A 23,663-nucleotide genomic window follows, 5' to 3' on the forward strand; every position below is an offset into this window, starting at 1 on the left:
TTTCCGTCTCCACATCATGACGGCATCGGACGGCTGGTCCGATGCGCACGAGAACGGTGATACGCTTGTCCGTGAAGGTCGATTACTACGAGATGCTCGGCGTCGCGAAGGGTTGCGACGACAAGACCCTGAAGGCCGCGTTCCGCAAGCTCGCCATGCAGTTTCACCCGGACAAGAACCCGGGCGACGCGACCGCGGAGCTGAAGTTCAAGGAGATCGGCGAAGCCTACGAGGTCCTGAAGGACCCGCAGAAGCGCGCCGCCTACGACCGGTTCGGCCATGCCGCGTTCCAAAACGGCGGCGGCGCGGGCCGGGGCGACTTCGCCTCCTCGATGGCCGACATCTTCGACGACATCTTCGGCGAGATGATGGGCGGGCGCGGCGGGGCCGGCGGACGACGCCAGGGCGGCCAGTCGGGCCGCGAGCGCGGCTCCGACCTGCGCTACAACATGGAGATCAGCCTCGAGGAGGCCTTCACCGGCAAGACCGCCGAGATCGGCGTGCCGACCACCATCCAGTGCGACCAGTGCCACGGCACGGGCGCCAAGACGGGAACGGCGCCGAAAGCCTGCCCGACCTGCGGCGGCGTCGGCCGCGTGCGTGCCGCGCAGGGCTTCTTCTCGATCGAGCGCACCTGCCCGACTTGCCAGGGTCGCGGCGAGATCATCGCCGACCCCTGCGGCAAGTGCGGCGGCGACGGGCGCCTGCCGGAGGAGCGCAACCTCTCGGTCAACATCCCGGCCGGCATCGAGGACGGCACGCGCATCCGGCTGGCCGGCGAGGGCGAGGCGGGCCTGCGCGGCGGACCGGCGGGCGACCTCTACATCTTCCTGTCGGTGAAGCCGCACGAGTTCTTCCAGCGCGACGGGGCCGACCTCTTCTGCAAGGTGCCGATCTCGATGACGACGGCGGCGCTCGGCGGCTCGTTCGAGGTCACGACGCTCGACGGCGCGAAGTCCCGCGTCAAGGTTCCCGAGGGCACGCAGTACGGCAAGCAGTTCCGCGTCAAGGGCAAGGGCATGCCGGTGCTTCGCTCGACGCAGACCGGCGATCTCTTCATCCAGATCTCGATCGAGACGCCGCAGAGCCTGTCGCGCCGTCAGCGCGAGCTCCTGCAGGAGTTCGAGGACATCTCCTCCTCCGAGAACTCGCCGCAATCGACGGGCTTCTTCTCCCGCATGAAGGAATTCTTCGAGGGTCTCAGCGACTGAGGCAGCCGGACCAAGCGGCATCGGGGAGGGTGTGGTGGACGGGAACGAGCATCCCTTGCGGCGTCAGGCCGACGCGGCCTTCATCCGCAGCTGGTTGAAGAGCCCCTTGAAGATGGGGGCGGTCTCGCCCTCCTCGCGCGCGCTCGGCCGGCGGATGGCCGAGGCCGTGCCGGACGAGCCGGCGGACGGGATCGTGGTCGAGCTCGGCCCCGGCACCGGCGTCGTCACCGCCTGCCTCCTGGAGGCCGGCATCGAACCGGAGCACCTCGTCTGCCTCGAATATTCGCCGGAATTCTGCACGCTCCTGCGCGCCCGCTTTCCCCGCGTCCATGTCCTGCAGGGCGACGCCTACGAGCCGCCGGCCGCCCTCGCCCGGCTTCTGGTCGAGCGCCCCTTGCGCGCCGTCGTCTCCTCGCTCCCGCTGATGACGAGGGCCGAGCCCGAGCGGGCGCGGGCGATCGGCCGCTATCTCGACCTCCTGCCGCCGGGCGCGCCCTTCATTCAGTTCTCCTACGCCTTCGCGCCGCCGGTCCGCGCCGAGCGCATCGACGCCGGCTCGACGGTCTCATCCTGGATCAAGCGCAACCTGCCGCCGGCCCGCGTGATCACCTATCGGCGAGATCGGAACGCTCGGGCTTTGCCGACCTTCGTCGCAATGCCAAAATGACCTGCTAGGCATCGGCATCGAACCGGCCCGGCGGGCCGCGCGCGAGATGGGAGAGCACGATGGACGCACGCATGGGGCAGGACGCGGCACGCGAACGGCGCCGGGATCTGGCGCGGTTCTTCGGAACCTGGGTCCGCAATCCGATCAAGATGGGCGCCGTCGCGCCCTCCTCGGCCCATTACTGCGCGACGATGGTCGCCTCGGCGACGACCGGGCTCGACGGCCCGATCCTCGAACTCGGGCCCGGCCTCGGCTGCGTCACGCGCGCGCTCCTCGACGCAGGGGTCGATCCCGGCCGCATCACCTCGATCGAATACGACGCAGAGTTCGCGCGCACCCTGAAGGAGCGCTTCCCGGCCGTGAACGTCATCCGCGGCGACGGATTCGACCTCGATGCGACGCTCGGTGACGGCGGCGCGACGACGTTCGCCGCGATCCTCTTTGCGATCCCGATCGTGAAGTTCCCGCAGGCCGAGCGGCAGGCGCTGTTCTCGCGCTATTTCGAGCGCCTGCGGCCGGGCGGCAACCTGACCCAGCTCTCCTATCTCTGGAAGCCGCCGGTGAAGGCGGTGCCCGGCCTCTTCGACGTGTCCTCCTCCGACATCGTCTGGGACAACATCCCGCCGGCGCGAGTCTGGATCTACAGCCAGGCCGGGGCGCGTCCGCTGCATTGATCCCGCGCATCCTGGTTCTCACCGGCGACACCGCGCCGGGCTCCCCCTCGGCCCGCCTCGCGCTGGAAGCGACGCGGGCCCTGTCCCTGACGGACGTCGCGCTGACGGGCGCGAGCCTTGCCGACTATCCCCTCCCCTTCTTCGAGGGGCCGGGCGGCGGCGAGGCACCGCAGAACGCCCGGCTGCTCGCCCAGCGGCTGGCCTTGCAGGACGGGATGCTGATCGCCCTTCCCGAGATCAACGCCGGCCCGCCGGCCGCCCTGAAGAACGCTCTCGACTGGATGGCGGCCGCGGCCGCAGCGGACGAGGCGGCGCGCCCGCCCTTCGCCCGCCTCGTCGTGGCGCTGGCCTCGACCGGCGCCGGGCGCGAGGACGGTCGCTCGGCGCTCGGCCAGGTCCGTGCGACGCTCGCCGCCCTCGGGGCCGAGGTGCTGACCGCCGAGTTCCGGCTGGCGGCCGCCGAGGCCGCGTTCGACGCCAGGGGGCATCTTGCCGAGGCCGGCGACCGCGCCCGCCTCGACGACCTCGTCGACCGCCTGCTCGACACATCCCGCGCGCTCAGCCGGCAGGGCGGCTGAGGGGAACCTTTCCCGGAAGGGAACGTTCGGCGGCTATCCATCGCCGAGGAGTGTTCCGGATGTCGCGTGCAGGCCTAACCCCGACCGGAGACCTCGAGCGCGACGTCCAGCGCCATCTGCACAGCCACTGGAAGGGCTATACGGTGCAGGCGGTGCTGATGATCGCGGCCGGCGCGCTGGCGATCCTCGTGCCCTTCGCGGCGACGCTCGCCTCGACCCTGTTCTTCGGCTGGCTCCTGGTGATTCTCGGGATCGTGGGGCTCGTGGCGACGGTCCGTGCCGGCCGCGAGTTCGGCGGACGCGGCACCGGGCTCCTCATCGGCGTCGTGACGCTGCTCCTCGGTATCCTGATCCTCGCCGATCCATTCGCGGGGGCCGTCGCGCTCACGACGCTGCTCGCGGTCTACTTCCTGCTCCTCGGCCTCGCGACCTTCGCGATGGCCAACGCGTTCCGCGTGTCGGGCGGGCAGTTCTGGCTCCTGGCGCTGGCCGGCATCATCAATATCGGCCTCGCGCTCTTCCTCGTCATCGGCCTTCCCGGGACCGCGATCTGGGCGATCGGCCTGTTCCTCGGCATCTCGCTGATCAGTTCGGGGACGAGCCTCCTCGTCGCGGCGCTGCGCGCCCGCTAGGCGCGGCCGGGGTCAGACGTGCTGGCCGCCGTTGATGTGGATCTCGGCGCCGTTGACGTAGGACGCCTGCCCCGAGCACAGGAAGTAGATGATGTCGGCGACCTCGGAGGTCTTTCCGAGGCGGCGCATCGGAATCTGCTCGACGATCTTCTCGGTGCCCGGCGACAGGATCGCGGTGTCGATCTCGCCCGGCGCGATGGCGTTGACGCGGATGCCGTCCGGTCCGAAGTCGGCCGCCATCTCGCGCGTCAGCGAGGCGAGCGCGGCCTTCGACGTCGCATAGGCCGTGCCGGCGAAGGGGTGGACGCGGCTGCCGACGATCGAGGTGACGTTGACGATCGCGCCGTTCGCGCTCGCCAGTTCCTGGTGCAGGCCGCGCGCCAGCATGATGGGCGCGAAGAAGTTGACCTGGAAGACGTCGCGCCAGACATGCATCGGGGTGCGGATCGAATCCATCCGCGCGCCCTTGTCGGCCTTCGGGCTGATCGCCGCGTTGTTGACGAGGGCCTGCAGCTTGCCGCCGTTCGCCTGCAGCCGCTGGCGGATCTCGGACACGGCGTAGCCGACGTCCTCGGGGTCCGAGAGGTCCACCTTGATGTGGTCCTCGGGGCCGGCCGGCCACGGGCAGTCGGCGGCGAAATCCTGGCGCGAGCAGGTGATGACGCGCCAGCCCTCGCGCGAGAAGCGCTTCACCGTGGCATGCCCGATGCCCCGCGATGCACCGGTCAGCACCAGCGTCGGGCGGGTGTCGGCGGAGGTGGCGGCATCGGACATCGTGGCACTCGCGAAGGCTGCGCCGGCCGGAAGCGGACGGCGGATCGGATCATCCTTTAGCCGATCCGCGCCAAGCGTGCGAACCATCATTGCGCGACATGTGTTTCAACCGGTCTGGCCGAGAGAGGGCAATCCGAGCGATGAGCGACAAACCGGGGTCCCACACCTTCCATCGCGCCTTCATCCGCGGCGTGCGCGCCCGGCCGCGCCTCCTAATCGCGGCGGGCGTCGCGATCGCGCTCGCGCTTCTCAGCCCCCGCTCGCTCGACCTGTCGACGCGCATCCTGATCGGCTGGGATGCCGGCGTCCTGTTCTATCTCGGCGTGATCGCCCGGATAATGGTCAAGGCGGCGGATGCCGGCGACCTGCGCCGCCGCGCCCGCCGGCAGGACGAGGGGCGGCGCGCGATCCTTTTGCTGACCGGCCTTGCGATCGCCGCGAGCTTCGGCGCCATTGCCGCCGAGCTGCACGGCATCGGCGACCACAACCCCAACCCCTGGCGCCTCTCGCTCGCCGGCTTCACCATCCTCCTGTCGTGGGTCGTGACGCAGGTCATGATGGCGCTGCACTATGCCGGCGAGTTCTACGGCCGGCCGAACGCCGAGGGCGGCCTCGACTTTCCCGGCGGCGACAAGACGCCGGGCTACGGTGACTTCCTGTATTTCGCCTTCACCATGGGCGCCGCCTGCCAGACCTCGGATGTCGCGGTGACCACGAAGGGGATGCGAGAGCTCGTGCTCGCCCACACGATCCTCGCCTTCCTGTTCAACACGACCGTGCTGGCGCTCGCCGTCAATGTCGGCGCCAGCGTGATCTGACGCCGCCGCTGGACAAGGCGTCGGCGGCTCGGGCAAGACGGGCCATGCGTGCGAGCCTGCCCCGCCTCCCCGTCTCCGACGTCCTTCCCGCCTTGAGCCGAGCGCTCGGGGACCATGGTGCCGCCGTGCTCGTGGCGCCGCCCGGCGCGGGCAAGACGACGCTGGTGCCGCTGCATCTTCTCGGCGACATCACCGAGGGGCGGATCATCCTCGTCGAGCCCCGGCGTCTGGCCGCCCGCGCCGCCGCCACGCGTATGGCCGATCTTCTCGGCGAAGCGCCGGGCGCGACGGTCGGCTGGCGCATGCGCCTCGACACCCGCGTCTCGGCCTCGACGCGCATCGAGGTGGTGACCGAGGGGGTCGCGACGCGCATGATCCTGTCGGACCCGGAGTTGTCCGGCGTCGCGGCGATCCTCTTCGACGAGTTTCATGAGCGCTCGCTCGACGGCGACTTCGCGTTGGCGCTCGCACTCGACGTGCGCGAGGCGCTGCGGCCGGACCTGAAGCTCCTCGTCATGTCGGCGACGCTCGACGGCGCGCGCGTCGCGACGCTTCTGGGCGACGCGCCCGTGATCGAGAGCGAGGGCCGCGCCTTCCCGGTAACGATCCGCCACCGCGACCGCGCCCCGAGCGAAGCCGTCGAGGACGCCGTCGCCGCGGCGATCCGCGAGGAACTCGGCGCGGGCTCCGGCTCGATCCTCGCCTTCCTGCCCGGCCAGCGCGAGATCGAACGCACGCTGGAGCGGCTGGAGGGCCGGGTGCCCGCCGACGTCGTCCTCGCTCCGCTCTACGGCCGACTGGAGGGGGCGGCGCAGGACCTTGCCATCCGCCCGGCGCCGGCCGGCCGTCGCAAGGTCGTGCTCGCCACCACGATCGCGGAAACCTCGATCACCATCGACGGCGTCACGACGGTGGTCGACAGCGGCCTCAAGCGCGCCCCGGTCTTCGAACCGGCGACGGGGCTGCAGCGCCTCGAGACCGTGCGCGTGTCGCGCGCCTCGGCCGACCAGCGGGCGGGCCGGGCGGGGCGAACGGCACCCGGCGAGGCGATCCGCCTGTGGCGCGCCGAGCAGACCGCGGCGCTCGAAGCCTTCGACCGGCCGGAGATCCTGGTCAGCGACCTCTCGGCGCTGGTGCTCGACGCGCTCGCCTTCGGGGTCTCCGATCCGGCCTCCCTGCGCTTCCTCGATCCGCCCCCCGGCCCGGCCGTGGCGGAGGCCCGCGCGCTCCTGCGCGATCTCGGCGCGCTGGACGAGACCGGCCGGATGACCGCGACCGGCGAGGCGATGCGCGCGCTGCCGCTGGCGCCGCGCCTCGCGCGCATGGTGGCGGGCGCGGCCCCCGGCGAGCCCCGGCGCACCGCGGCGCGCCTCGCCGTCCTCCTGACCGAACCCGGCCTCGGCGGCGCCTCGGTGGACCTTGCCGAGCGCCTGCGCCTGTGGCGCGCCGACCGCTCGCCCCGCGCCCGCGCGGCCGATGGGCTCGCCGGCCGGATCGCCGGCATGGCGCCGTCCGATCTCGGCGACCGTCTGGACGACGACGATCCCGGCGCGCTCCTGTCGCTCGCCTATCCCGACCGCGTGGCGCTGGCGCGCGGCGCGCCCGGCAGCTTCCTCCTGTCGAACGGGCGCGGGGGCACCCTGGAGAAGGAGCACGCCCTGTCGCGCGAGGCGGCGCTGGTCGTCGCAGACCTCCAGGGCGTTTCGACCGGCTCGGCACAGCGCACCGGCCGCATCCGCAGCGCCGCGGCGATCGATAAGGCGCGCCTCGACGCTCTCCTCGCGGCCCGGATCGTCGAGGAGGACACGCTGCAGTTCGATCCGGCGAGCCGGTCGGTTCGCGCGCGCCGCGTGCGCCGTCTCGGCCGCGCGGTCCTTGCCGAAGCGCCACTGCCGACGCCGGCCGGCGAGGAGACGGGCCGGGCGCTGATGGCGGGCCTTCGCGACATCGGCCTTGCGCGCCTGCCCTGGGGCAAGGACGGCGAGCGGCTTCTGGCGCGGCTGCGCTTCCTTCATCCGGCCTACGGCGCCGAGGCGGGCTGGCCCGCGTTCACGGACGAGGCGCTGCTCGCCGATCTCGAAGGCTGGCTCCTGCCCTTCGTGCCGGGGGTCTCGGCCCTGTCGCAAATCGGCGAAGGGGCGTTGCGCGAGGCGCTCCTCGCCCGCCTGCCGCCCGGCGAGGCGCGCCGTCTCGACGATCTCGCGCCGTCGCACTTCACCGCGCCGACCGGTTCGCATCTGCCGATCCGCTACGAGGCCGAAGGGCCGGTGCTGGCGGTGCGCGTGCAGGAACTCTTCGGCCTGTCGCGGCATCCGGCGATCGCCGGTGGGCGATTGCCGCTGATCCTCGAGCTCCTGTCACCAGCACACCGGCCGATCCAGATCACGCGCGACCTGCCGGGCTTCTGGACGGGCTCCTGGGCCGACGTGCGCGCCGATCTGCGCGGTCGCTACCCCCGCCATCCCTGGCCGGAGGACCCGGTCGCGGCGCCCGCCACCAACCGGGCGAAGCCGCGCGGCTGAAACGCGGTGCGTGTGCGGCCGCGTCGCATCTGTGCGGATGCGGGACGGCACCTAATTCGCTTGTCATGATGACGATCGCCAAAGGCCTCGACCTCGACGCCGACCTGCCGCCGGAACGCCGCCTGTCCCTCGAAGGGCAGCGGGTGCGCCTCGCCACGCTGACGCGCCTGCGCTGGCTGTCGATCGCCGGCCAGTCGGCGGCCTGCGTCTTCGTCGCCTGGGGCCTGTGGTATCCCTACCCCGTCTGGGGATGCTTCGTGCTGATCGGCGTGTCGGTGGCGCTGAACCTGTGGCTGTCCACCCGCTATTCGAAGGCCGAGCGCCTGTCGGAGCGGCGGACCTCGCTGATCCTCGTCTTCGACGTCGTGCAGCCGACCGGCCTCCTCTTCCTGACCGGCGGCATCCAGAACCCGTTCGCGGTGTTCCTCGTGGTTCCCGCGATGATCGCGGCGGCGACGCAGCCCGCCCGCGTCGCGGTCGGGATCGGCGTCCTGGCGGTTCTCTGTGCGACCGCGATCGCCTTTCTCCACCACCCCATCCCCTGGCCGGCCGGCCACAGCCTGCAGCTGCCCTTTCCGTATCTCGGGGGCATGTGGTTCGCGCTGGTCACGACGCTGATCTTCTCGACCTTCTACATCTACCGGGTGGCGGCCGAGAGCCGGGCGCTGTCGGACGCGCTCGCCGCGACCGAACTGATGCTCCAGCGCGAGCAGCACCTGTCGGCGCTCGACGGGCTGGCGGCCGCCGCGGCCCACGAACTCGGCACGCCGCTCGCCACGATCGCCCTCGTCGCCAAGGAGATGCGCCGCGCAGCACCCGCCGACGCCACCCTGCGCGAGGACATCGACCTTCTCGTCAGCCAGTCCGATCGCTGCCGGGCGATCCTCGGGCAGCTCGCGAGCCTGTCGTCGACGTCCGAGGAGCATCTCGCCAAGATGCCCTTGTCGTCGCTGATCGAGGAGGCCGTCGCCCCGCACCGCGACTTCGGCGTCGACATCCGCGTGCGGGTGCAGGAGGCATTCGGCCCCGAGCCGGTGATGCGGCGCAATGCCGGCGTGATCTACGGCCTCGGGAACCTCATCGAGAACGCGGTGGATTTCGCGAGCGGCGAGGTCGAGATCGGCCTGTCCTGGAACAGCGGCCGCATCGCGATCGAGATCTGCGACGACGGTCCCGGCTACCCGCCCGATGTCCTGAAGCGGATCGGCGATCCCTACATGTCGGTGCGCGACGCCGAGCAGCGCCAGTCGGGCGGCGGCCTCGGTCTCGGGCTCTTCATCGCCAAGACGCTGATCGAGCGATCCGGCGCGCGCATCCGCTTCGAAAACCGCAGCGAGGCGGAGGGATCGGGCGCCCGGATCACGGTGTCCTGGCCGGTGGAGAGCTTCGGGCGCCTGACGGTCGAGCGCGTCGGCGAACCCGAGCGCGAAGAAGAGCCGTTCGACCTGCCGCCACAGTTGGCCTGACACCCTTTTTGCCAAGATTTGCGCGACCGATCGTCTCGCACGCCAGTTGATAAGCCGCACGGACGACGTATCTTTCTGGCAGAGGAAGGAACAGTCCCATGCCGACAGATCAGATGGTTGCCCCCCAGGCGGGCGAAGACAAGACCATGCTTCTCGTGGACGACGATCGTCCTTTCGTCGGGCGTCTGGCGCGCGCGATGGAACAGCGCGGCTTCGAGGTCCGCACCGCGGAAACCGTGTCCGAGGGGCTGGCCGCGCTGAAGACGGGCGCCCCGGCCTATGCCGTCGTGGACCTGCGTCTCGGGCTCGGCAATGGGCTCGACGTGATCGAGGCGCTGCGCCGCCAGCGACCGGGTGCCCGCGCCGTGGTACTGACCGGCTACGGCAACATCGCGACGGCGGTGAACGCGGTGAAGCTCGGCGCGATCGATTATCTCGCGAAGCCCGCCGACGCCGACGAGGTGATCGCGGCGCTGACGCGCGATCCCGAGATCAAGGCCGAGCCGCCCGAGAATCCTATGTCGGCCGACCGGATCCGCTGGGAGCACATCCAGCGCATCTACGAGATGTGCGACCGCAACGTGTCGGAAACGGCGCGCCGCCTGTCGATGCACCGCCGCACGCTGCAGCGCATCCTCGCCAAGCGCGCGCCGCGCTGAGGCGCGGTCAGTCGGCGACGTCGCCGGTCATGTAGGGATTGGCGACCCATTCGGCCTGGAGCAGCCGGTCGGAGGCGAGGCGCGCGAAGCGCAGCGTCAGCGCCTTGCGGGTGGCCGGCGCCATGCGCGTTTCCGGCGCCTCGCGCAGGATCTCGGCGCCGTAGCCGTCCGACAGGATCAGCCCGCAATCCTCCGGGAAGATGTCGACCGGCACGCCCGGATGCGTCGCAAAATACAGGCGGTCGCAATGCAGCCGGTAGTCCGGCCATTTCCGGTCGACCCGGAAGTCCTCGATCGAGGACTTGATCTCGACGATCGAGAACTCCCCCTTTTCCGACAGGCAGAGGAGATCGGCACGCCGGCCCGACACGAGCGGGATCTCGGGCAGGACCGACACGCGCATCTGGATCATCAGGCGCTGGACGCCGCGACGCACCAGCATGGCCCGCTCGGACTGGCGCCCGTCGACGAGGGGATCGCGGCGAAAGGGAGAAACGATCGGCATGGCCTTCCGAGTAGCGGGGAAAGCGGAGCCGAATCAAGGGGTGCGGCGAAACGAATCGGCAACATCCGCGGAAGGCCGTGTCCGACGTCAGAGCGCGGGACGCGCCACGCGGGCTCCCTCGTTCGGCACCTCGTCGAGGATCGGCCAGCCGCACGGCTCCTCGTTGTCGTCCATCAGGTCGGCGAGCGCCCGGCGGAGGCTGTGGAGCTCCAGGATCTTGCGGTCGATCTCGATCGCACGCCGCTCAGCCAGCCGGCGCGCCTCGTCGCGCCGGGCGCCCGGCGCGTAGGAGGCGAGGAGCCGGCGCGTTTCCGACACGTCGAAGCCGAGCGAGAGCGAGCGCTGCAGGAAGCGCAGGATATGCACGTCGCGCTCGCAATAGTCGCGGTAGCCGTTCGGCGCGCGCGCCGGCGACACGAGACCGAGGTCCTCGTAGTTGCGGATCGTCTTGGGCGGCAGGCCCGAACGACGTGCAGCTTCGCCGATATTCATCCGAAGTCCCCGGTTTTGCTCGAACTTCGCCCCGTCAACCCCAAGTGGAACGGGTCTCCTCCGCGTCAACTGTTGTGGTGCGGCAACAAGGACAATCTTAACCATACCAGGGTCTACTGATCGCGTTGCCAGGCGACTCGCCGCGGCGTACCAGAGGGTGGCCTCCGATGGGGGACTGCCTGTCCTGGGAGCCCGTCATGCCTGGCCGTCATGCCCTCGCAGTCGCACCGGACGCTCCATGAAGACCCGCTTGAACACCCTCCTTCTCGGCGTCTCGCTCGCCGCCCTGGCCACGCTCGGCGCCTGCACCACGCAGACGCAGCAACGCGCTTCGCTCAATCCGGCGCCCGTGCCGATGGCGCAGGCCTACGTCGCGCCAGCCGAGGCGATCGTATCGGGCGGTCCGCTGGGTCCGGTCGAACTCACCGCCTATGGCGCGATGGAAGACGGCGCCTTCAAGCTGCCGGCCATCCCGATCTCGAAGGTCGACGAGAAGTATCGCCGCCAGCGCGTCTTCTACAACGGCGAGGGCATGGAGCCCGGCACCGTCGTCGTCGATACCGGCAACCATTTCCTCTACGTCGTCGAACCGCAGGGCACCGCGATGCGCTACGGCATCGGCGTCGGCAAGGCCGGCTTCTCCTGGGCGGGCGAAGCCGACATCAAGGACAAGCAGCACTGGCCGAAGTGGTTTCCGCCGGCCGAGATGATCGCGCGCCGCCCCGAGCTCAAGCCCTACGGCAACGAGGTCGGCATGGAACCGGGGCTGATGAACCCGCTCGGCGCCCGCGCCCTCTACCTCTACCAGGGCAACAAGGACACGCTCTACCGCCTGCACGGCACGCCGGAATGGTGGTCGATCGGCAAGTCCGTCTCGTCGGGCTGCATCCGCCTGATGAACCAGGACATCGTCGACCTCTACGACCGGGTGCCGATGAACGCCCGCGTGATCGTGCTCCAGGGCAAGGAGCGCCTGGCCGAGCACCGCATCAAGGCACCGCAGAGCTGATCTGACGTTTCACGGCGGGGGACCGTCGCGGCCGGGTGCTTCGGGGGAAGCGCCCGGCCTTTTTTTGGGCGGCCGGCTGGATTTGATGCCGTGGCGGTGGGCCGTAGTCCTGCGGGCCAGTTCGTCAAAATCTCTTGGACTCGGCGGGCCGAGGCCCTGCAGGCGCGGTGGGCCGTAGTCCTTCGGATCCGGCGGGATAACGGATCGCGGCGAGAAGGCAGAGCGTCAGCGTGAGGGCGTTGAGGACGTGCCAGAGGAAATGCGTGCCGAGCGGATGGGCTTCGCAAAGCGGCGCGTCCAGCGTGCGGAAGGTCAGCGACAGGACGAAGACGGCGGCGGCCGTGAGCAGCCATCGGTCGGCACCGTGACGTCGGCCCAGGAGAACACCGCCGATGCCGCCGAGCGCCAGGAGGGCCGGCAGGTAGGAGGCGGAGGAGCCGAGGACGGGTCCGGCCAGCCGCTCGACGACCTGCGCCGCGACGGCAAACCCGATCGTGCCGGCAACCGAGAGCGCCGGTCGAAGACCGACGAACCGGAACAGGGCGAGCGCGAAGAAGCCGTAGATGAAGACGGCGATCGGGATGACGTCGGCCAGAAGTGACCACCCGTTGGCGAACGTGTGGAACAGGAGCGAGCCGACGCCGATCACCGCGACGAGGAGAATGAAGGCGAACGTGATGCCATCGCGGCGTGGCGCTCGTCGCCACGCCCGCCACGCGACCGCTGCGCCGAGGAGGAAGGCGAGATTGGTCACGGCGTTCAGCGGCTCGGCCCAGAAGTCAGGCCCGAGCCGTTCGCAATAGGCGTCGATCGGCGCGAACCAGTCCATCTCGCCTCCCCGCGGTCAGGATAGACGAGTTAGCGCCGGGCGGACCCGGCGCCAGGGATCGGCGTCAGCGCGGCAGCGTCGTCTGGCCGGTGAGCGCGAGGTCGATCGCGCGCGCGGCCTGCCGGCCCTCGCGGATCGCCCAGACGACGAGCGACTGGCCGCGGCGCACGTCGCCGGCGGCATAGACGCCCTCCATCGACGTCGCATAGGCCTTGTCGTCGGCCTGGACGGCGACGTTGCCGCGCGCGTCGCGCTTCATCGCCAGCGCCTCACCGGCTTCGGCCACCAGCGCGTCGGTGAAGGGGCCGGCAAAGCCGATCGCGATGAAGGCGAGGTCGGCGCGGATCACGAACTCGGTGCCGGGAATGGGCTTGCGGCGCTCGTCCACCTCGGCGCACTTGACGCCGGTGAGCTGGCCGTCCTCGCCGATGAACTCGAGGGTCGCGACCTGGAACTCGCGCATCGCGCCCTCGGCCTGGGAGGAAGAGACGCGCATCTTGGTCGCCCAGTAAGGCCAGACCTCGAGCTTGTTCTCCATCTTCGGCGGCTGCGGCCGGATGTCGAGCTGCGTGACCTTCACCGCGCCCTGGCGGAAGGCGGTGCCGACGCAGTCCGACGCCGTGTCGCCGCCGCCGACGACGACGACATGCTTGCCGCCGGCCCAGATCTCGCCGGCGTTCCAGCCCGCGCTCGCGACCGGCTCGCCGCCGACGCGGCGGTTCTGCTGGACGAGGTAGGGCATGGCGTCATGGATGCCGTAGAGGCCGTTGGTCGGAATGCCGGCATCGCGCGGGCGCTCGGCACCGCCGCAATAGAGAACAGCGTCGAACTCGGCGCGCAGTTCCTCGAGCGGCTTCGTCTTCCCGACATTGACGCCGTAGTGGAAGGTGACGCCCTCGCCTTCCATCTGCTCGACGCGCTTGTCGATGAAGTGCTTCTCCATCTTGAAGTCGGGGATGCCGTAGCGCAGGAGCCCGCCGGCGCGGCTCTCGCGCTCGAAGACGTGGACCTCGTGGCCGGCGCGGCCGAGCTGCTGCGCGGCGGCCATGCCCGCAGGTCCCGAGCCGATGATCGCGACGCGCTTGCCGGTCTTGGTCTCGGCTGGCTGCGGCTTGATGAGGCCCAGCTTGTAGGCCTTGTCGGCGATCGCCTGTTCCACCGTCTTGATGGCGACCGGCGTGTCCTCGAGGTTCAGCGTGCAGGCCTCCTCGCACGGGGCGGGGCAGATGCGGCCGGTGAACTCGGGGAAGTTGTTGGTCGAGTGGAGGTTGCGGATCGCGCCCTCCCAGTCGTTGGCATAGACGAGGTCGTTCCAGTCCGGGATCTGGTTGTGCACGGGGCAGCCCGTCGGCCCATGGCAGAAGGGAATGCCGCAATCCATGCACCGTGCCGCCTGCTTGCCGACCTCCTCGTCGGACATCGGCAGCGTGAACTCGCGAAAATGCCGGATGCGATCGGAGGCCGGCTGGTACTTCGCCGTCTGCCGGTCGATCTCGAGAAAGCCCGTGACCTTGCCCATAATGCCCCTCCGTCCGGGCGGCGGCGCTAATCTTAAGCGCGTGAAGCCACCCCTCATGCGAGCGATCGGACTTCTGCCGACCGGGCTCGCCTTACACCAATTTCCGCGAGGATAGAACGCGTCCAAACTTCGCGATTGCGAGCCAGGGCCCGCGACCGGGCCACCGGCCTCGTTAAGAGGGGCGGCCCGACGTGTCGCGGGCTCCGGAAGGCGACGGCCTCTATTCGGCCGCGACGCCCATGCGCATGCGCTCCATTTCGAGAAGCGCGCGGCGGTACTCCACCGGCATGACCTTCACGAACTTCGGGCGGTAGGTCTCCCAGTGATCCAGCATCTCCTTGGCGCGGGTCGAGCCCGTGTAGTGGAAATGGTTGGAGATCAGCTGGAACAGCCGCTCGTCGTCGTGGCCGGTCATGTTGGACGAGACGTCGACGCGTCCCTTGTGCTGGAGGTCGCCGCCGTGGTGGTGCAGCTTCTCGAGGAGATCGTCCTCCTCCGGCACCGGCTCGAGCTCGACCATCGCCATGTTGCAGCGGTTCGCGAAGTTGCCCTCGGGATCGTAGACATAGGCGATGCCGCCCGACATGCCGGCCGCGAAGTTGCGGCCCGTATGCCCGAGGATCACCACCACGCCGCCGGTCATGTACTCGCAGCCGTGGTCGCCCACGCCCTCGACGACGGCAATGGCGCCCGAGTTACGCACGGCGAAGCGCTCGCCCGCCACGCCCCGGAAGTAGCACTCGCCGGCGATCGCGCCGTAGAGCACCGTGTTGCCGACGATGATCGATTCTTCCGGCACGATGCGCGTGTTGGCGCGCGGCCGGACGATGATCTTGCCGCCCGACAGGCCCTTGCCGACATAGTCGTTGCCGTCGCCGACGAGATCGAAGGTGACGCCCTTGGCGAGGAAGGCCGCAAAGCTCTGGCCGGCAGTGCCGGTCAGCTTCACCTTGATCGTGTCGTCGGCGAGACCCTTGTGGCCGAAGCGCTTGGCGACCTCGCCCGACAGCATCGCGCCGGCCGAGCGGTCGACGTTGCCGATCGCGGTCTCGATCTCGACCTGCTGGCGCGCGGTGAGCGCGCTTTCCGCCTGCGCGATCAGCTTCCGGTCGAGAACGTCCGCGATCGGATGCTCCTGGCGCTTCGTCCAGTAGGTCTCCTCCAGCGCGGCGTCCGGCTTGAAGAACATCCTGGAGAAGTCGAGGCCCTTGGCCTTCCAGTGGTCGATCATCTCCCGCTTGTCGAGCCGCTCGGAGCGCCCGATCAGCTCGGCAAGGGTGCGCACACCCATGGCCGCCATGATCTCACGCACCTCTTCGGCCACGAAGAAGAAGAAGTTGATGACGTGCTCGGGCGTGCCCTTGAAGCGCGAGCGAAGGACCGGGTCCTGCGTCGCGACCCCGACGGGGCAGGTGTTCAGGTGGCACTTGCGCATCATGATGCAGCCGGCCGCGATCAGCGGGCCCGTCGAGAAGCCGAACTCGTCGGCGCCCAGCAGTGCGCCGATCACGACGTCGCGGCCCGACCGGAGGCCGCCGTCGACCTGCAGCGCGATGCGCGAGCGCAGCCCGTTGAGCACCAGCGTCTGCTGGGTCTCGGCAAGGCCCATCTCCCACGGGGAGCCGGCGTGCTTGATCGAGGTGAGCGGCGAGGCGCCGGTGCCCCCGTCGTAGCCCGACACGATGATGTGGTCGGCACGCGCCTTGGCGACGCCGGCGGCCACCGTGCCGACGCCGACCTCGGAGACGAGCTTCACCGAGATATCGGCTTCCGGGTTGACGTTCTTCAGGTCGTAGATGAGCTGCGCCAGATCCTCGATCGAGTAGATGTCGTGGTGGGGCGGCGGCGAAATCAGGCCGACGCCCGGCGTCGAATGCCGGGTCTTGGCGATGGTCGCGTCCACCTTGTGGCCGGGCAACTGGCCGCCCTCGCCGGGCTTGGCCCCTTGAGCCACCTTGATCTGCAGCATGTCGGCGTTGACGAGATACTCGGTCGTCACGCCGAACCGCCCGGACGCCACCTGCTTGATCGCCGAGCGCTCGGGGTTCTTCGAGCCATCCGGCAGCTTCAGGTAGCGGTCCGGCTCCTCGCCGCCCTCGCCCGTGTTCGACTTGCCGCCGATGCGGTTCATGGCGACGGCGAGCGTCGCATGGGCCTCGCGGCTGATCGAGCCGAAGCTCATCGCGCCGGTCGAGAAGCGCTTGACGATCTCCGCCGCCGGCTCGACCTCGTCGAGCGGCACCGGGGTCAGGCCCACCTCTTCGGCCATGCGCAGCTTGAAGAGGCCGCGGATGGTCGAGTTGGCGACGGCCGACTCGTTCACGAGCGCGGCGTACTCCTTGTAGGTGTCGTAGCTATCGAGGCGCACGGCGTGCTGGAGCGTCGCGACCGCATCCGGCGACCAGATATGGGCCTCGCCGCGCATGCGGTAGGCGTACTCACCGCCGACCTCGAGCGAGCGCGCCAGAACCGGATCGTCGGAGAAGGCGAGCGCATGGCGCTCCACCGTCTCGCGGGCGATCTCCTCCAGTCCGACGCCCTCGATCGTGGTCGAGGTGCCGGCGAAGTAGCGCTTCACGAACTCGGAACGGAGGCCGATCGCGTCGAAGATCTGCGCGCCGCAATAGGACTGGTAGGTCGAGATGCCCATCTTGGACATGACCTTGAGCAGGCCCTTGCCGACCGACTTGATGAAGCGTCCGACGACCTCCTTGGCATCGACCTCCGGCGGGAAGTCGCCGCGCGCATGCATGCCGAGCAGCGTGTCGAAGGCGAGATAGGGGTTGATCGCCTCCGCGCCGTAGCCGGCGAGGCACGCGAAATGATGGACCTCGCGCGGCTCGCCCGATTCCACCACGAGGCCGGCAGCGGTGCGCAGGCCCTTGCGGATCAGGTGATGATGCACGGCGGCCGTCGCCAGCAGCGCCGGCAGCGGGATGCGGTCCGGCCCCATCTGGCGATCGGACAGGATGATGATGTTGTAGCCGCCGACGACGGCCGCCTCCGCCCGCTCGCAGAGCCGGTCGAGCGCGCCAGCCATGCCCGCCGCGCCTTGCTCGGACGGGTAGGTCGTGTCGAGCGTCTTGGTGTCGAACCGGTCCTCGGTGTGGCCGATCGTGCGGATCTTCTCGAGGTCCGCATTGGTCAGGATCGGCTGGCGCACCTCCAGCCGCTTGCGGCGCGACGTGCCCTCGAGGTCGAGGATGTTCGGGCGCGGGCCGATGAAGGAGACGAGGCTCATCACCAGCTCCTCGCGGATCGGATCGATCGGCGGGTTGGTGACCTGCGCGAAGTTCTGCTTGAAGTAGGTGTAGAGCAGCTTCGACTTCTCGCTCATGGCGGAAATCGGCGTGTCCGTGCCCATCGAGCCGATGGCTTCCTGGCCGGTCGTGGCCATCGGCGCCATCAGGATGCGCGTGTCCTCCTGGCTGTAGCCGAAGGCCTGCTGGCGATCGAGCAGCGACACGTCGGCGCGCGATGCCCGCGGCTGCACCGGCTTCAGGTCCTCGAGGATCAGCTGGGTCGAGCGCAGCCAGTCGCGATAGGGGTTGGCGCCCGCGATCTCGCTCTTGACCTCCTCGTCGGAGACGATGCGGCCCTTCTCGAGGTCGATCAGGAGCATGCGGCCCGGCTGGAGGCGCCACTTCTTGACGATGCGCTCCTCGGCGACCTCGAGCGTGCCGGCCTCGGAGGCGAGGATCACGAGGTCGTCGTCGGTCACGACATAGCGCGCCGGCCTGAGGCCGTTGCGGTCGAGCGTCGCGCCGATCTGGCGACCGTCGGTGAAGCACACCGCGGCCGGCCCGTCCCAGGGCTCCATCAGCGCGGCATGATACTCGTAGAAGGCCTGGCGCTCCGGGCTCATCTCCTTGTTGCCGGACCAGGCCTCGGGGATCAGCATCATCATCGCATGGGCGAGCGGGTAGCCGCCCTGCGTCAGGAACTCGAGCGCGTTGTCGAAGCAGGCGGTGTCGGACTGCCCCTCGTAGGAGATCGGCCAGAGCTTGGAGATGTCGTTGCCGAAGAGCTCCGAATCCACCGACGCCTGACGGGCCGCCATCCAGTTGACGTTGCCGCGCAGCGTGTTGATCTCGCCGTTGTGCGCCACCATGCGATAGGGGTGCGCGAGGCGCCAGGACGGGAACGTGTTGGTCGAGAAGCGCTGGTGGACGAGCGCCAGCGCCGAGGTGAAGCGCGGGTCCTTCAGGTCCTTGTAGTAGGCGCCGACCTGATAGGACAGGAACATGCCCTTGTAGACGATCGTGCGCGAGGACAAGGACACGACGTAGAAGTCGGTGTCGACCGACTGCGCCTCGGCATGGACGCGGTTCGAGACGACCTTGCGGATGATGTAGAGCTTGCGCTCGAACTCGTCGTCGGTCGCGGCGGAAGCGGGCCGCGCGATGAAGACCTGCCGGTGGCAGGGCTCGGTCGCGGCGATCTCGGGGGCCTTGGACAGCGACGAATTGTCCACCGGCACGTCGCGCCAGCCGATGACGGTGCAGCCTTCCTCGGCGGCGGCCGCCTCGAAGATCGTCTTGAAGTGGAGGCGACGCGCCTCGTCCTGCGGCATGAACACGAAGCCGACGCCGTACTGGCCGGCCTCGGGCAGTTCGACGCCCTGGACAGCCATCTCGGCCTGGAAGAAGTCGTGCGGGATCTGCACCAGCATCCCTGCGCCGTCGCCCATCAGCGGGTCGGCACCGACCGCCCCGCGATGCTCGAGGTTGTGCAGGATCTTCAGGCCCTTCTCGATGATCGAGTGGGACTTTTGGTTCTTCATGTGGGCGATGAAGCCGACGCCGCAGGCGTCGCTCTCGTTCGCCGGATCGTAGAGGCCTTGGCGCTCCGGCAGGCGACGCGGTTTGACGGCGCCCATCGCGGTGTTCGCGGCCCGAATGACCTCACCCTCGATGATGGATGGCGTTTCGATCGTCATCGCGTGTCTCCCTGTCTCGTCGTCGCCCGAAGGGTCGAGGCAACCTGGTTCTTCGGGCAGGACTTCGGCGCCCGGTCCGGCTCCCTGCCGCCGCGCGCCGCGCCTGCCTGTTCGTGGTCGGGGCCGCCCTCTCCCAGCGCGCCCGGTCGGGCGCCGTCCGGGAACGGCCGCCCCAGATAGGGCAGCAATGCTGACCTATTTGCCGCTTATGCCAGACTTGCGTTTCCGCGGCAAGAGCGGTTCTAACTTCGTCAAGACTTCCATGCAAAGACGGAGCGCCGCTCGGCGCTTTGACGGGCGCGTCCGGGCGCGATAGTCACTTTGACGGGCGCGTCCGGGCGCGATAGTCAGCCGCCATGATCTTTGCATCCGACAACTGGTCCGGCGCCCATCCCGCCGTCACGCAATCGCTCGAGCGCCACCGCGCGGGCTTTGCCGCCGCCTACGGGGCGAGCGACATCGACAAGGCCGTCGAGCGGCGCTTCAACGAGATCTTCGAGCGCGAGGTCGCGGTCTACTTCGTGGGCACGGGCACGGCGGCGAACTCCCTGTCGTTCGCGGCCGTCAACCGGCCGGGCGGCGTCGTCATGTGCCACCGCGAGGCGCATATCGCGCAGGACGAATGCGGCGCGCCGGAATTCTTCACCCACGGCGCGCGCATGGTTCCGGTCGAGGGCTCGCTCGGCCGCATGGACCCCGGCCATCTCGTGTCCGAACTCGGCCGGTTCCGGCCGGGCTTCGTGCATGCCGGCCAGCCGATGGCCGTCTCGCTCAGCCAGGCGACGGAAGCCGGCACGCTCTATTCGGTGGCCGAGATCGCGGCGATCGGCGAGATCGCCCACGAGCGCAACCTCGCCTTCCATATGGACGGCGCGCGCTTTGCCAACGCGCTGGCCGCCACCAACGCCTCTCCGGCCGAGATGACGTGGCGCGCGGGCGTCGACATCCTGTCCTTCGGCGCCACCAAGAACGGCTGCTGGTGCGCCGAGGCGGTGGTCTTCTTCGACCCGAAACAGGCCGAGCAGTTCCCCTATATCCGCAAGCGCGGCGCGCAGCTCTTCTCCAAGACGCGCTTCATGGCCGCCCAGTTCGCCGCCTATCTCGACGGCGGCCTGTGGCTGGAGCTCGCCGCCCACGCCAACGCCATGGCGGACGCGCTGCGCGAGGGCATCGGCCGCTCGGCCCATGCGCGGCAGGCCTGGGACACGCGCTCCAACGAGATCTTCGCCGTGATCGAGACGGCGACCGCCGAGCGGCTGCGGACTGAAGGCGCCACCTTCTACGACTGGAACGCGCCGCACGACATGCCGGGTCTGGTGCGCGAGGGCGAGGGCCTCTACCGCCTCGTCACCAGCTGGTCGACCGAGCGCAGCGACGTCACGCGCTTCTGCGATCTCATCGCCTGAGACGCCCAAACGAAAACGGCGCCCCGCAGGGCGCCGTCCTCTATCGTATTCAGATGTCCCGCGATCAGGCGGCGGACGCCTCGATCGTCTTGGCCTCGTTGGTGTTGGCCGTCGCGATCTCGATGCGGCGGGGCTTCAGGGCCTCGGGCACGATGCGGGCGAGGTCGATGTGCAGGAGGCCGTTCTTGAGGCTCGCGCCCTTGACCTCGACATGCTCGGCCAGCTGGAAGCGGCGCTCGAAGGCGCGGCCCGCGATCCCGCGATACAGGAACTCCGAGGACCCGTTGGTCTCGTCGCCCTTCTCGCCCTTCACGGTCAGCGTGTTCTCACGCGACTCGATCGAGAGCTCGGTCTCCGAGAAGCCGGCCACCGCCATGGTGATGCGGTAGGTGGTCTCGCCGGTGCGCTCGATGTTGTAGGGCGGGTAGCTCTGAGCGTTCTCGGCATTGCCGGCCGCGTCGAGCATCGAGAAGAGCCGGTCGAAACCGACGGTGGAGCGGTAGAGGGGGGCAAAGTCGAACTGACGCATGGGTGTTCTCCATTGAGCAACGGTTTTGCGTGTGTGGCCGGTCGACTGGGAGGCCCCGCATATCAGGCGGCGGCCGGTCGACCCGAGCCAGCGATCCCGCTACTGGGCGATCGCAAGGCATGAGATGGGAAAGGCCGAAAACGGCTTCAAGAGCCGCGCCGCGCGTCGACGCCGAATTTTTTCATGCTGCCGGAACAACGGCTTAACGCGATCGAGCCCTTGTGAACGCTGGATGAACGCGCGCTTCGGCTGCCGTTCATGTCGGTGGCTCTAGAACGGCGCCTTCGTTAGAACGGCGCCTTCGTTCGGCCCGTCGAGTTCGCGAGGCCGGTTCGCCCTCCGGTCCGCGAGGGCTCCGCACCGCCCCGACGCGCGGCGGCTGACATCCACCGTTTTCGCAAACGACCGGCGCGTCCCGTCCCTTCCGCTCCGGTCGCTCGGGGTCGGGGGTCCTCGCGAGAGGATCCCCGATCTCCCGTCTCCCCGTCATTCGCCTTCAACCGGCCGCGCGTCTGCGCTAGGACCTGTAGAGCCCTGATGCCCGACGGAGCCGCCGTGCCCGAGACCCAAGACGCCTTCGTTGCCCTCGATGCAAACCCGGCCCCGCCCGGCCTCGAGACCGGCCATCTCGATCTCGGCCACGGGGTGCGGCTGCGCTACGCGATCGGGCGGGGGCCAGCCGGCATGACCAGCCGCGGAACCGTCCTTCTCCTTCAGGGGCGCAACGAGGCCATCGAGAAATATTACGAGACGATCGGCGACCTCAACGCGCGCGGCTTCACGGTCGCGACCTTCGACTGGCGCGGCCAGGGCGGCTCCGGCCGCGGCACCTTCCTGCCCGGCGTCGGGCATGTGGCGAGCGTCGAGGACTATGCCGACGATCTCGAGCGCGTCCTGCGCGAGGTGGTGATGGATCGCTGCGCGCCGCCCTATGCGGTGCTCGCCCATTCGATGGGGGGGCTGGTGGCGCTCGCCGCCTCGGCGCGCCTGTCGGCGCATGTCGAGCGCATGGCGCTGATCGCGCCGCTGGTCGCCCTGCCCGGCTCGGCCGGGCTTCGCCGCGTCCAGGGCTTCGTCACCGGCGCCCTCCACTGGTGCGGTCTCGGCTTCCTGCCGGTGCGCCCGGCCCGGCGCATCGACCCGTCCGAGCCCTTTGCGGGCAATGTCCTCACCACCGACACCGCCCGCTTCGAGCGCAACCGGTCCCTGCGGGCCGCCGCGCCCTGGCTCACCGTCGAGGGCGTCTCGGCCTCCTGGCTGCGCGCCGCGCTGAAGGCGATGCGCCGGCTCGACGATTCCGATCGGATCGCGCGGCTCGACCTTCCCGCCCTGTTCCTCCTGCCGGGCGACGACCGGGTCGTCTCGGCCGCCGCCGCCGAGCGCCTCGCCTGGCGCATGCGCTGCGGCCATTCGATCCGCGTCGCGGGCGCACGGCACGAGCTCCTGCAGGAGGCCGACCGCTTCCGCGAGCCGGCGCTCGGCGCGGTCGAGACGTTCTTTGCCGAGAGCCTGCCGAAGCCCCCGCCCCTGCCCGCGCTCGACGAGACGCTGATCGGCGAGGCGGTAACGGCAGCCGCCGCCCCGGCCCCGGCCCTGGCCCCGGCCTTGGCCGAAACGCCCGTCAGCCGTTGAGGATGCGCAGCGCCGCCTCGTGAAGGGCGGGCGTTGCGGCCGCCACGACGTCGCCGCCGTTCTCCGGCCGGTCGCCCGAGAAGGTCGTGATCACGCCGCCCGCCTGTTCCACGATCGGCGTCAGCGCCACGATGTCGTAGGGCTGGAGGCCCGGCTCGACGCAGATGTCGACATGGCCGGCGGCCAGCATGGCGAAGGCGTAGCAGTCGGCGCCGAAGCGGGTGAGCCGGACCTGGTCGACGAGGCTCTGGAAGCGGTCCTTGAGCCCGCCCTTGAACAGCTCGGGCGCCGACGAGAAGAGCGTCGCGCCCGAAAGGGCCCCGATGTCGCGCACCCGCAGGCGCTTCTCGCCCTGCGGCCCGTCGCCAAAGGCGCCGTCCGGCGTCGCCCAGAAGCGCTCGCGCGTGTAGGGCTGGCTCATGATGCCGATCTCGGCGCGCTCGCGCACCTGAAGGCCGATCAGCGTGCCCCAGACGGGAACGCCGCAGATGAAGGGCCGCGTGCCGTCCACCGGGTCGATCACCCAGAGATGGTCTCCGGAGCCCGACAGGCCGAACTCCTCGCCGAGAATCGCATGGGCCGGATATTCCGCCTCGATGATCGCGCGGATCGCCTTCTCCGCCTCGCGGTCGGCCTCGGTCACCGGATCGAAGCTGAAGCCCTCCTTGGGCTTGGAATCGACGCTGAGCGCGGTGCGGAAGCGCGGCAGCGTCTCCTTCGCGGCGGCGTCCGCCAGGCGGAACAGGAAGGAAGCATCGGGCAGCGTCGTCATCGTCGGGTCTCCAGCCGGGGCCCGTCCTAT

19 protein-coding genes and 1 pseudogene are annotated in these 23,663 nt (G+C 69.8%); 12 read left to right on the top strand and 8 right to left on the bottom strand.

Annotated elements, in window-relative coordinates:
* Positions 1-71: 71 nt before the first annotated feature.
* From dnaJ to ASF65_RS15950, 5 genes are read left to right on the top strand one after another with little or no spacing between them, the layout of a single operon-like run.
* On the top strand, positions 72-1,211 hold the full coding sequence (gene dnaJ, locus ASF65_RS15930) for a molecular chaperone DnaJ (protein WP_280137644.1): 1,140 nt from the start codon (positions 72-74) through the stop codon (positions 1,209-1,211).
* Between the two features lie 34 nt (positions 1,212-1,245).
* A complete protein-coding gene (locus ASF65_RS15935; RefSeq protein WP_244486752.1) occupies positions 1,246-1,878 on the top strand; it encodes a methyltransferase domain-containing protein in 633 nt (210 codons plus the stop codon).
* Positions 1,879-1,937: 59 nt separating this feature from the next.
* Positions 1,938-2,552 (top strand): methyltransferase domain-containing protein, encoded by a 615-nt coding sequence (locus ASF65_RS15940; RefSeq protein WP_055891183.1) that lies wholly within the window; start codon positions 1,938-1,940, stop codon positions 2,550-2,552.
* Positions 2,549-3,130: an NAD(P)H-dependent oxidoreductase gene (locus tag ASF65_RS15945; protein ID WP_055891185.1), complete on the top strand. Its 582-nt coding sequence runs from the start codon at positions 2,549-2,551 to the stop codon at positions 3,128-3,130. The genes ASF65_RS15940 and ASF65_RS15945 overlap by 4 nt, the downstream gene beginning before the upstream one ends.
* A 59-nt stretch (positions 3,131-3,189) precedes the next feature.
* A complete protein-coding gene (locus ASF65_RS15950; protein WP_055891187.1) occupies positions 3,190-3,762 on the top strand; it encodes a DUF308 domain-containing protein in 573 nt (190 codons plus the stop codon).
* Positions 3,763-3,774: 12 nt separating this feature from the next.
* On the opposite strand, the gene ASF65_RS15955 is transcribed toward ASF65_RS15950, so the two are convergent.
* Complete coding sequence (locus ASF65_RS15955; protein WP_055891705.1) at positions 3,775-4,536, bottom strand: SDR family oxidoreductase; 762 nt, start codon at positions 4,534-4,536, stop codon at positions 3,775-3,777.
* 140 nt (positions 4,537-4,676) lie between these two features.
* Between ASF65_RS15955 and ASF65_RS15960 the strand changes: the two genes are divergently transcribed.
* The 4 genes from ASF65_RS15960 to ASF65_RS15975 all read left to right on the top strand — a co-directional run bounded on the left by ASF65_RS15960 (position 4,677) and on the right by ASF65_RS15975 (position 10,001).
* Positions 4,677-5,354 carry a DUF1345 domain-containing protein gene (locus ASF65_RS15960; RefSeq protein WP_055891189.1) on the top strand — a complete coding sequence of 226 codons (678 nt, stop codon included), beginning with the start codon at positions 4,677-4,679 and terminating at the stop codon, positions 5,352-5,354.
* Positions 5,355-5,398: 44 nt separating this feature from the next.
* Entirely contained in the window at positions 5,399-7,876 is a 2,478-nt protein-coding gene (gene hrpB / locus ASF65_RS15965) for an ATP-dependent helicase HrpB (protein WP_055891191.1), read from the top strand.
* A 65-nt stretch (positions 7,877-7,941) separates the two neighbouring features.
* Positions 7,942-9,342 (top strand): ActS/PrrB/RegB family redox-sensitive histidine kinase, encoded by a 1,401-nt coding sequence (locus ASF65_RS15970; RefSeq protein WP_082505741.1) that lies wholly within the window; start codon positions 7,942-7,944, stop codon positions 9,340-9,342.
* Positions 9,343-9,440: 98 nt separating this feature from the next.
* Positions 9,441-10,001, top strand: coding sequence for an ActR/PrrA/RegA family redox response regulator transcription factor (locus tag ASF65_RS15975; RefSeq protein ID WP_055891195.1), 561 nt, complete (start codon positions 9,441-9,443; stop codon positions 9,999-10,001).
* 7 nt (positions 10,002-10,008) lie between these two features.
* On the opposite strand, the gene ASF65_RS15980 is transcribed toward ASF65_RS15975, so the two are convergent.
* A complete protein-coding gene (locus tag ASF65_RS15980; RefSeq protein ID WP_055891200.1) occupies positions 10,009-10,506 on the bottom strand; it encodes an MmcB family DNA repair protein in 498 nt (165 codons plus the stop codon).
* Positions 10,507-10,593: 87 nt separating this feature from the next.
* Positions 10,594-10,998: a MerR family transcriptional regulator gene (locus ASF65_RS15985; protein ID WP_055891202.1), complete on the bottom strand. Its 405-nt coding sequence runs from the start codon at positions 10,996-10,998 to the stop codon at positions 10,594-10,596.
* Positions 10,999-11,236: 238 nt separating this feature from the next.
* Between ASF65_RS15985 and ASF65_RS15990 the strand changes: the two genes are divergently transcribed.
* Positions 11,237-12,007, top strand: coding sequence for a L,D-transpeptidase (locus ASF65_RS15990; RefSeq protein ID WP_055891205.1), 771 nt, complete (start codon positions 11,237-11,239; stop codon positions 12,005-12,007).
* Positions 12,008-12,131: 124 nt separating this feature from the next.
* Here the strand turns inward: ASF65_RS15990 and ASF65_RS15995 are convergent, their stop codons facing one another.
* The 3 genes and pseudogenes from ASF65_RS15995 to gltB form a co-directional block, all read right to left on the bottom strand.
* Positions 12,132-12,836, bottom strand: coding sequence for a ceramidase domain-containing protein (locus ASF65_RS15995; RefSeq protein ID WP_055891207.1), 705 nt, complete (start codon positions 12,834-12,836; stop codon positions 12,132-12,134).
* Between the two features lie 64 nt (positions 12,837-12,900).
* Positions 12,901-14,355, bottom strand: a complete 1,455-nt coding sequence (locus ASF65_RS16000; RefSeq protein WP_055891209.1) for a glutamate synthase subunit beta — start codon at positions 14,353-14,355, stop codon at positions 12,901-12,903.
* 220 nt (positions 14,356-14,575) lie between these two features.
* Positions 14,576-19,210, bottom strand: a pseudogene (gene gltB, locus ASF65_RS16005) (glutamate synthase large subunit); the annotation flags it as partial.
* Positions 19,211-19,650: 440 nt separating this feature from the next.
* Between gltB and ASF65_RS16010 the strand changes: the two are divergent.
* On the top strand, positions 19,651-20,700 hold the full coding sequence (locus ASF65_RS16010; protein WP_055891213.1) for a low specificity L-threonine aldolase: 1,050 nt from the start codon (positions 19,651-19,653) through the stop codon (positions 20,698-20,700).
* A gap of 64 nt (positions 20,701-20,764) precedes the next feature.
* Here ASF65_RS16010 and ASF65_RS16015 read toward each other — a convergent pair whose 3' ends face one another.
* Entirely contained in the window at positions 20,765-21,229 is a 465-nt protein-coding gene (locus ASF65_RS16015) for an Hsp20 family protein (protein WP_055891216.1), read from the bottom strand.
* 555 nt (positions 21,230-21,784) lie between these two features.
* Here ASF65_RS16015 and ASF65_RS16020 point away from each other — a divergent pair.
* Positions 21,785-22,861 carry an alpha/beta hydrolase gene (locus ASF65_RS16020; protein WP_162239503.1) on the top strand — a complete coding sequence of 359 codons (1,077 nt, stop codon included), beginning with the start codon at positions 21,785-21,787 and terminating at the stop codon, positions 22,859-22,861.
* Here ASF65_RS16020 and hisN read toward each other — a convergent pair.
* Entirely contained in the window at positions 22,851-23,633 is a 783-nt protein-coding gene (hisN, locus tag ASF65_RS16025) for a histidinol-phosphatase (protein WP_055891222.1), read from the bottom strand. The genes ASF65_RS16020 and hisN overlap by 11 nt on opposite strands.
* Positions 23,634-23,663 lie beyond the last annotated feature (30 nt).

Source organism: Aureimonas sp. Leaf324 (genome assembly GCF_001423245.1).
Lineage (GTDB): Bacteria > Pseudomonadota > Alphaproteobacteria > Rhizobiales > Rhizobiaceae > Aureimonas.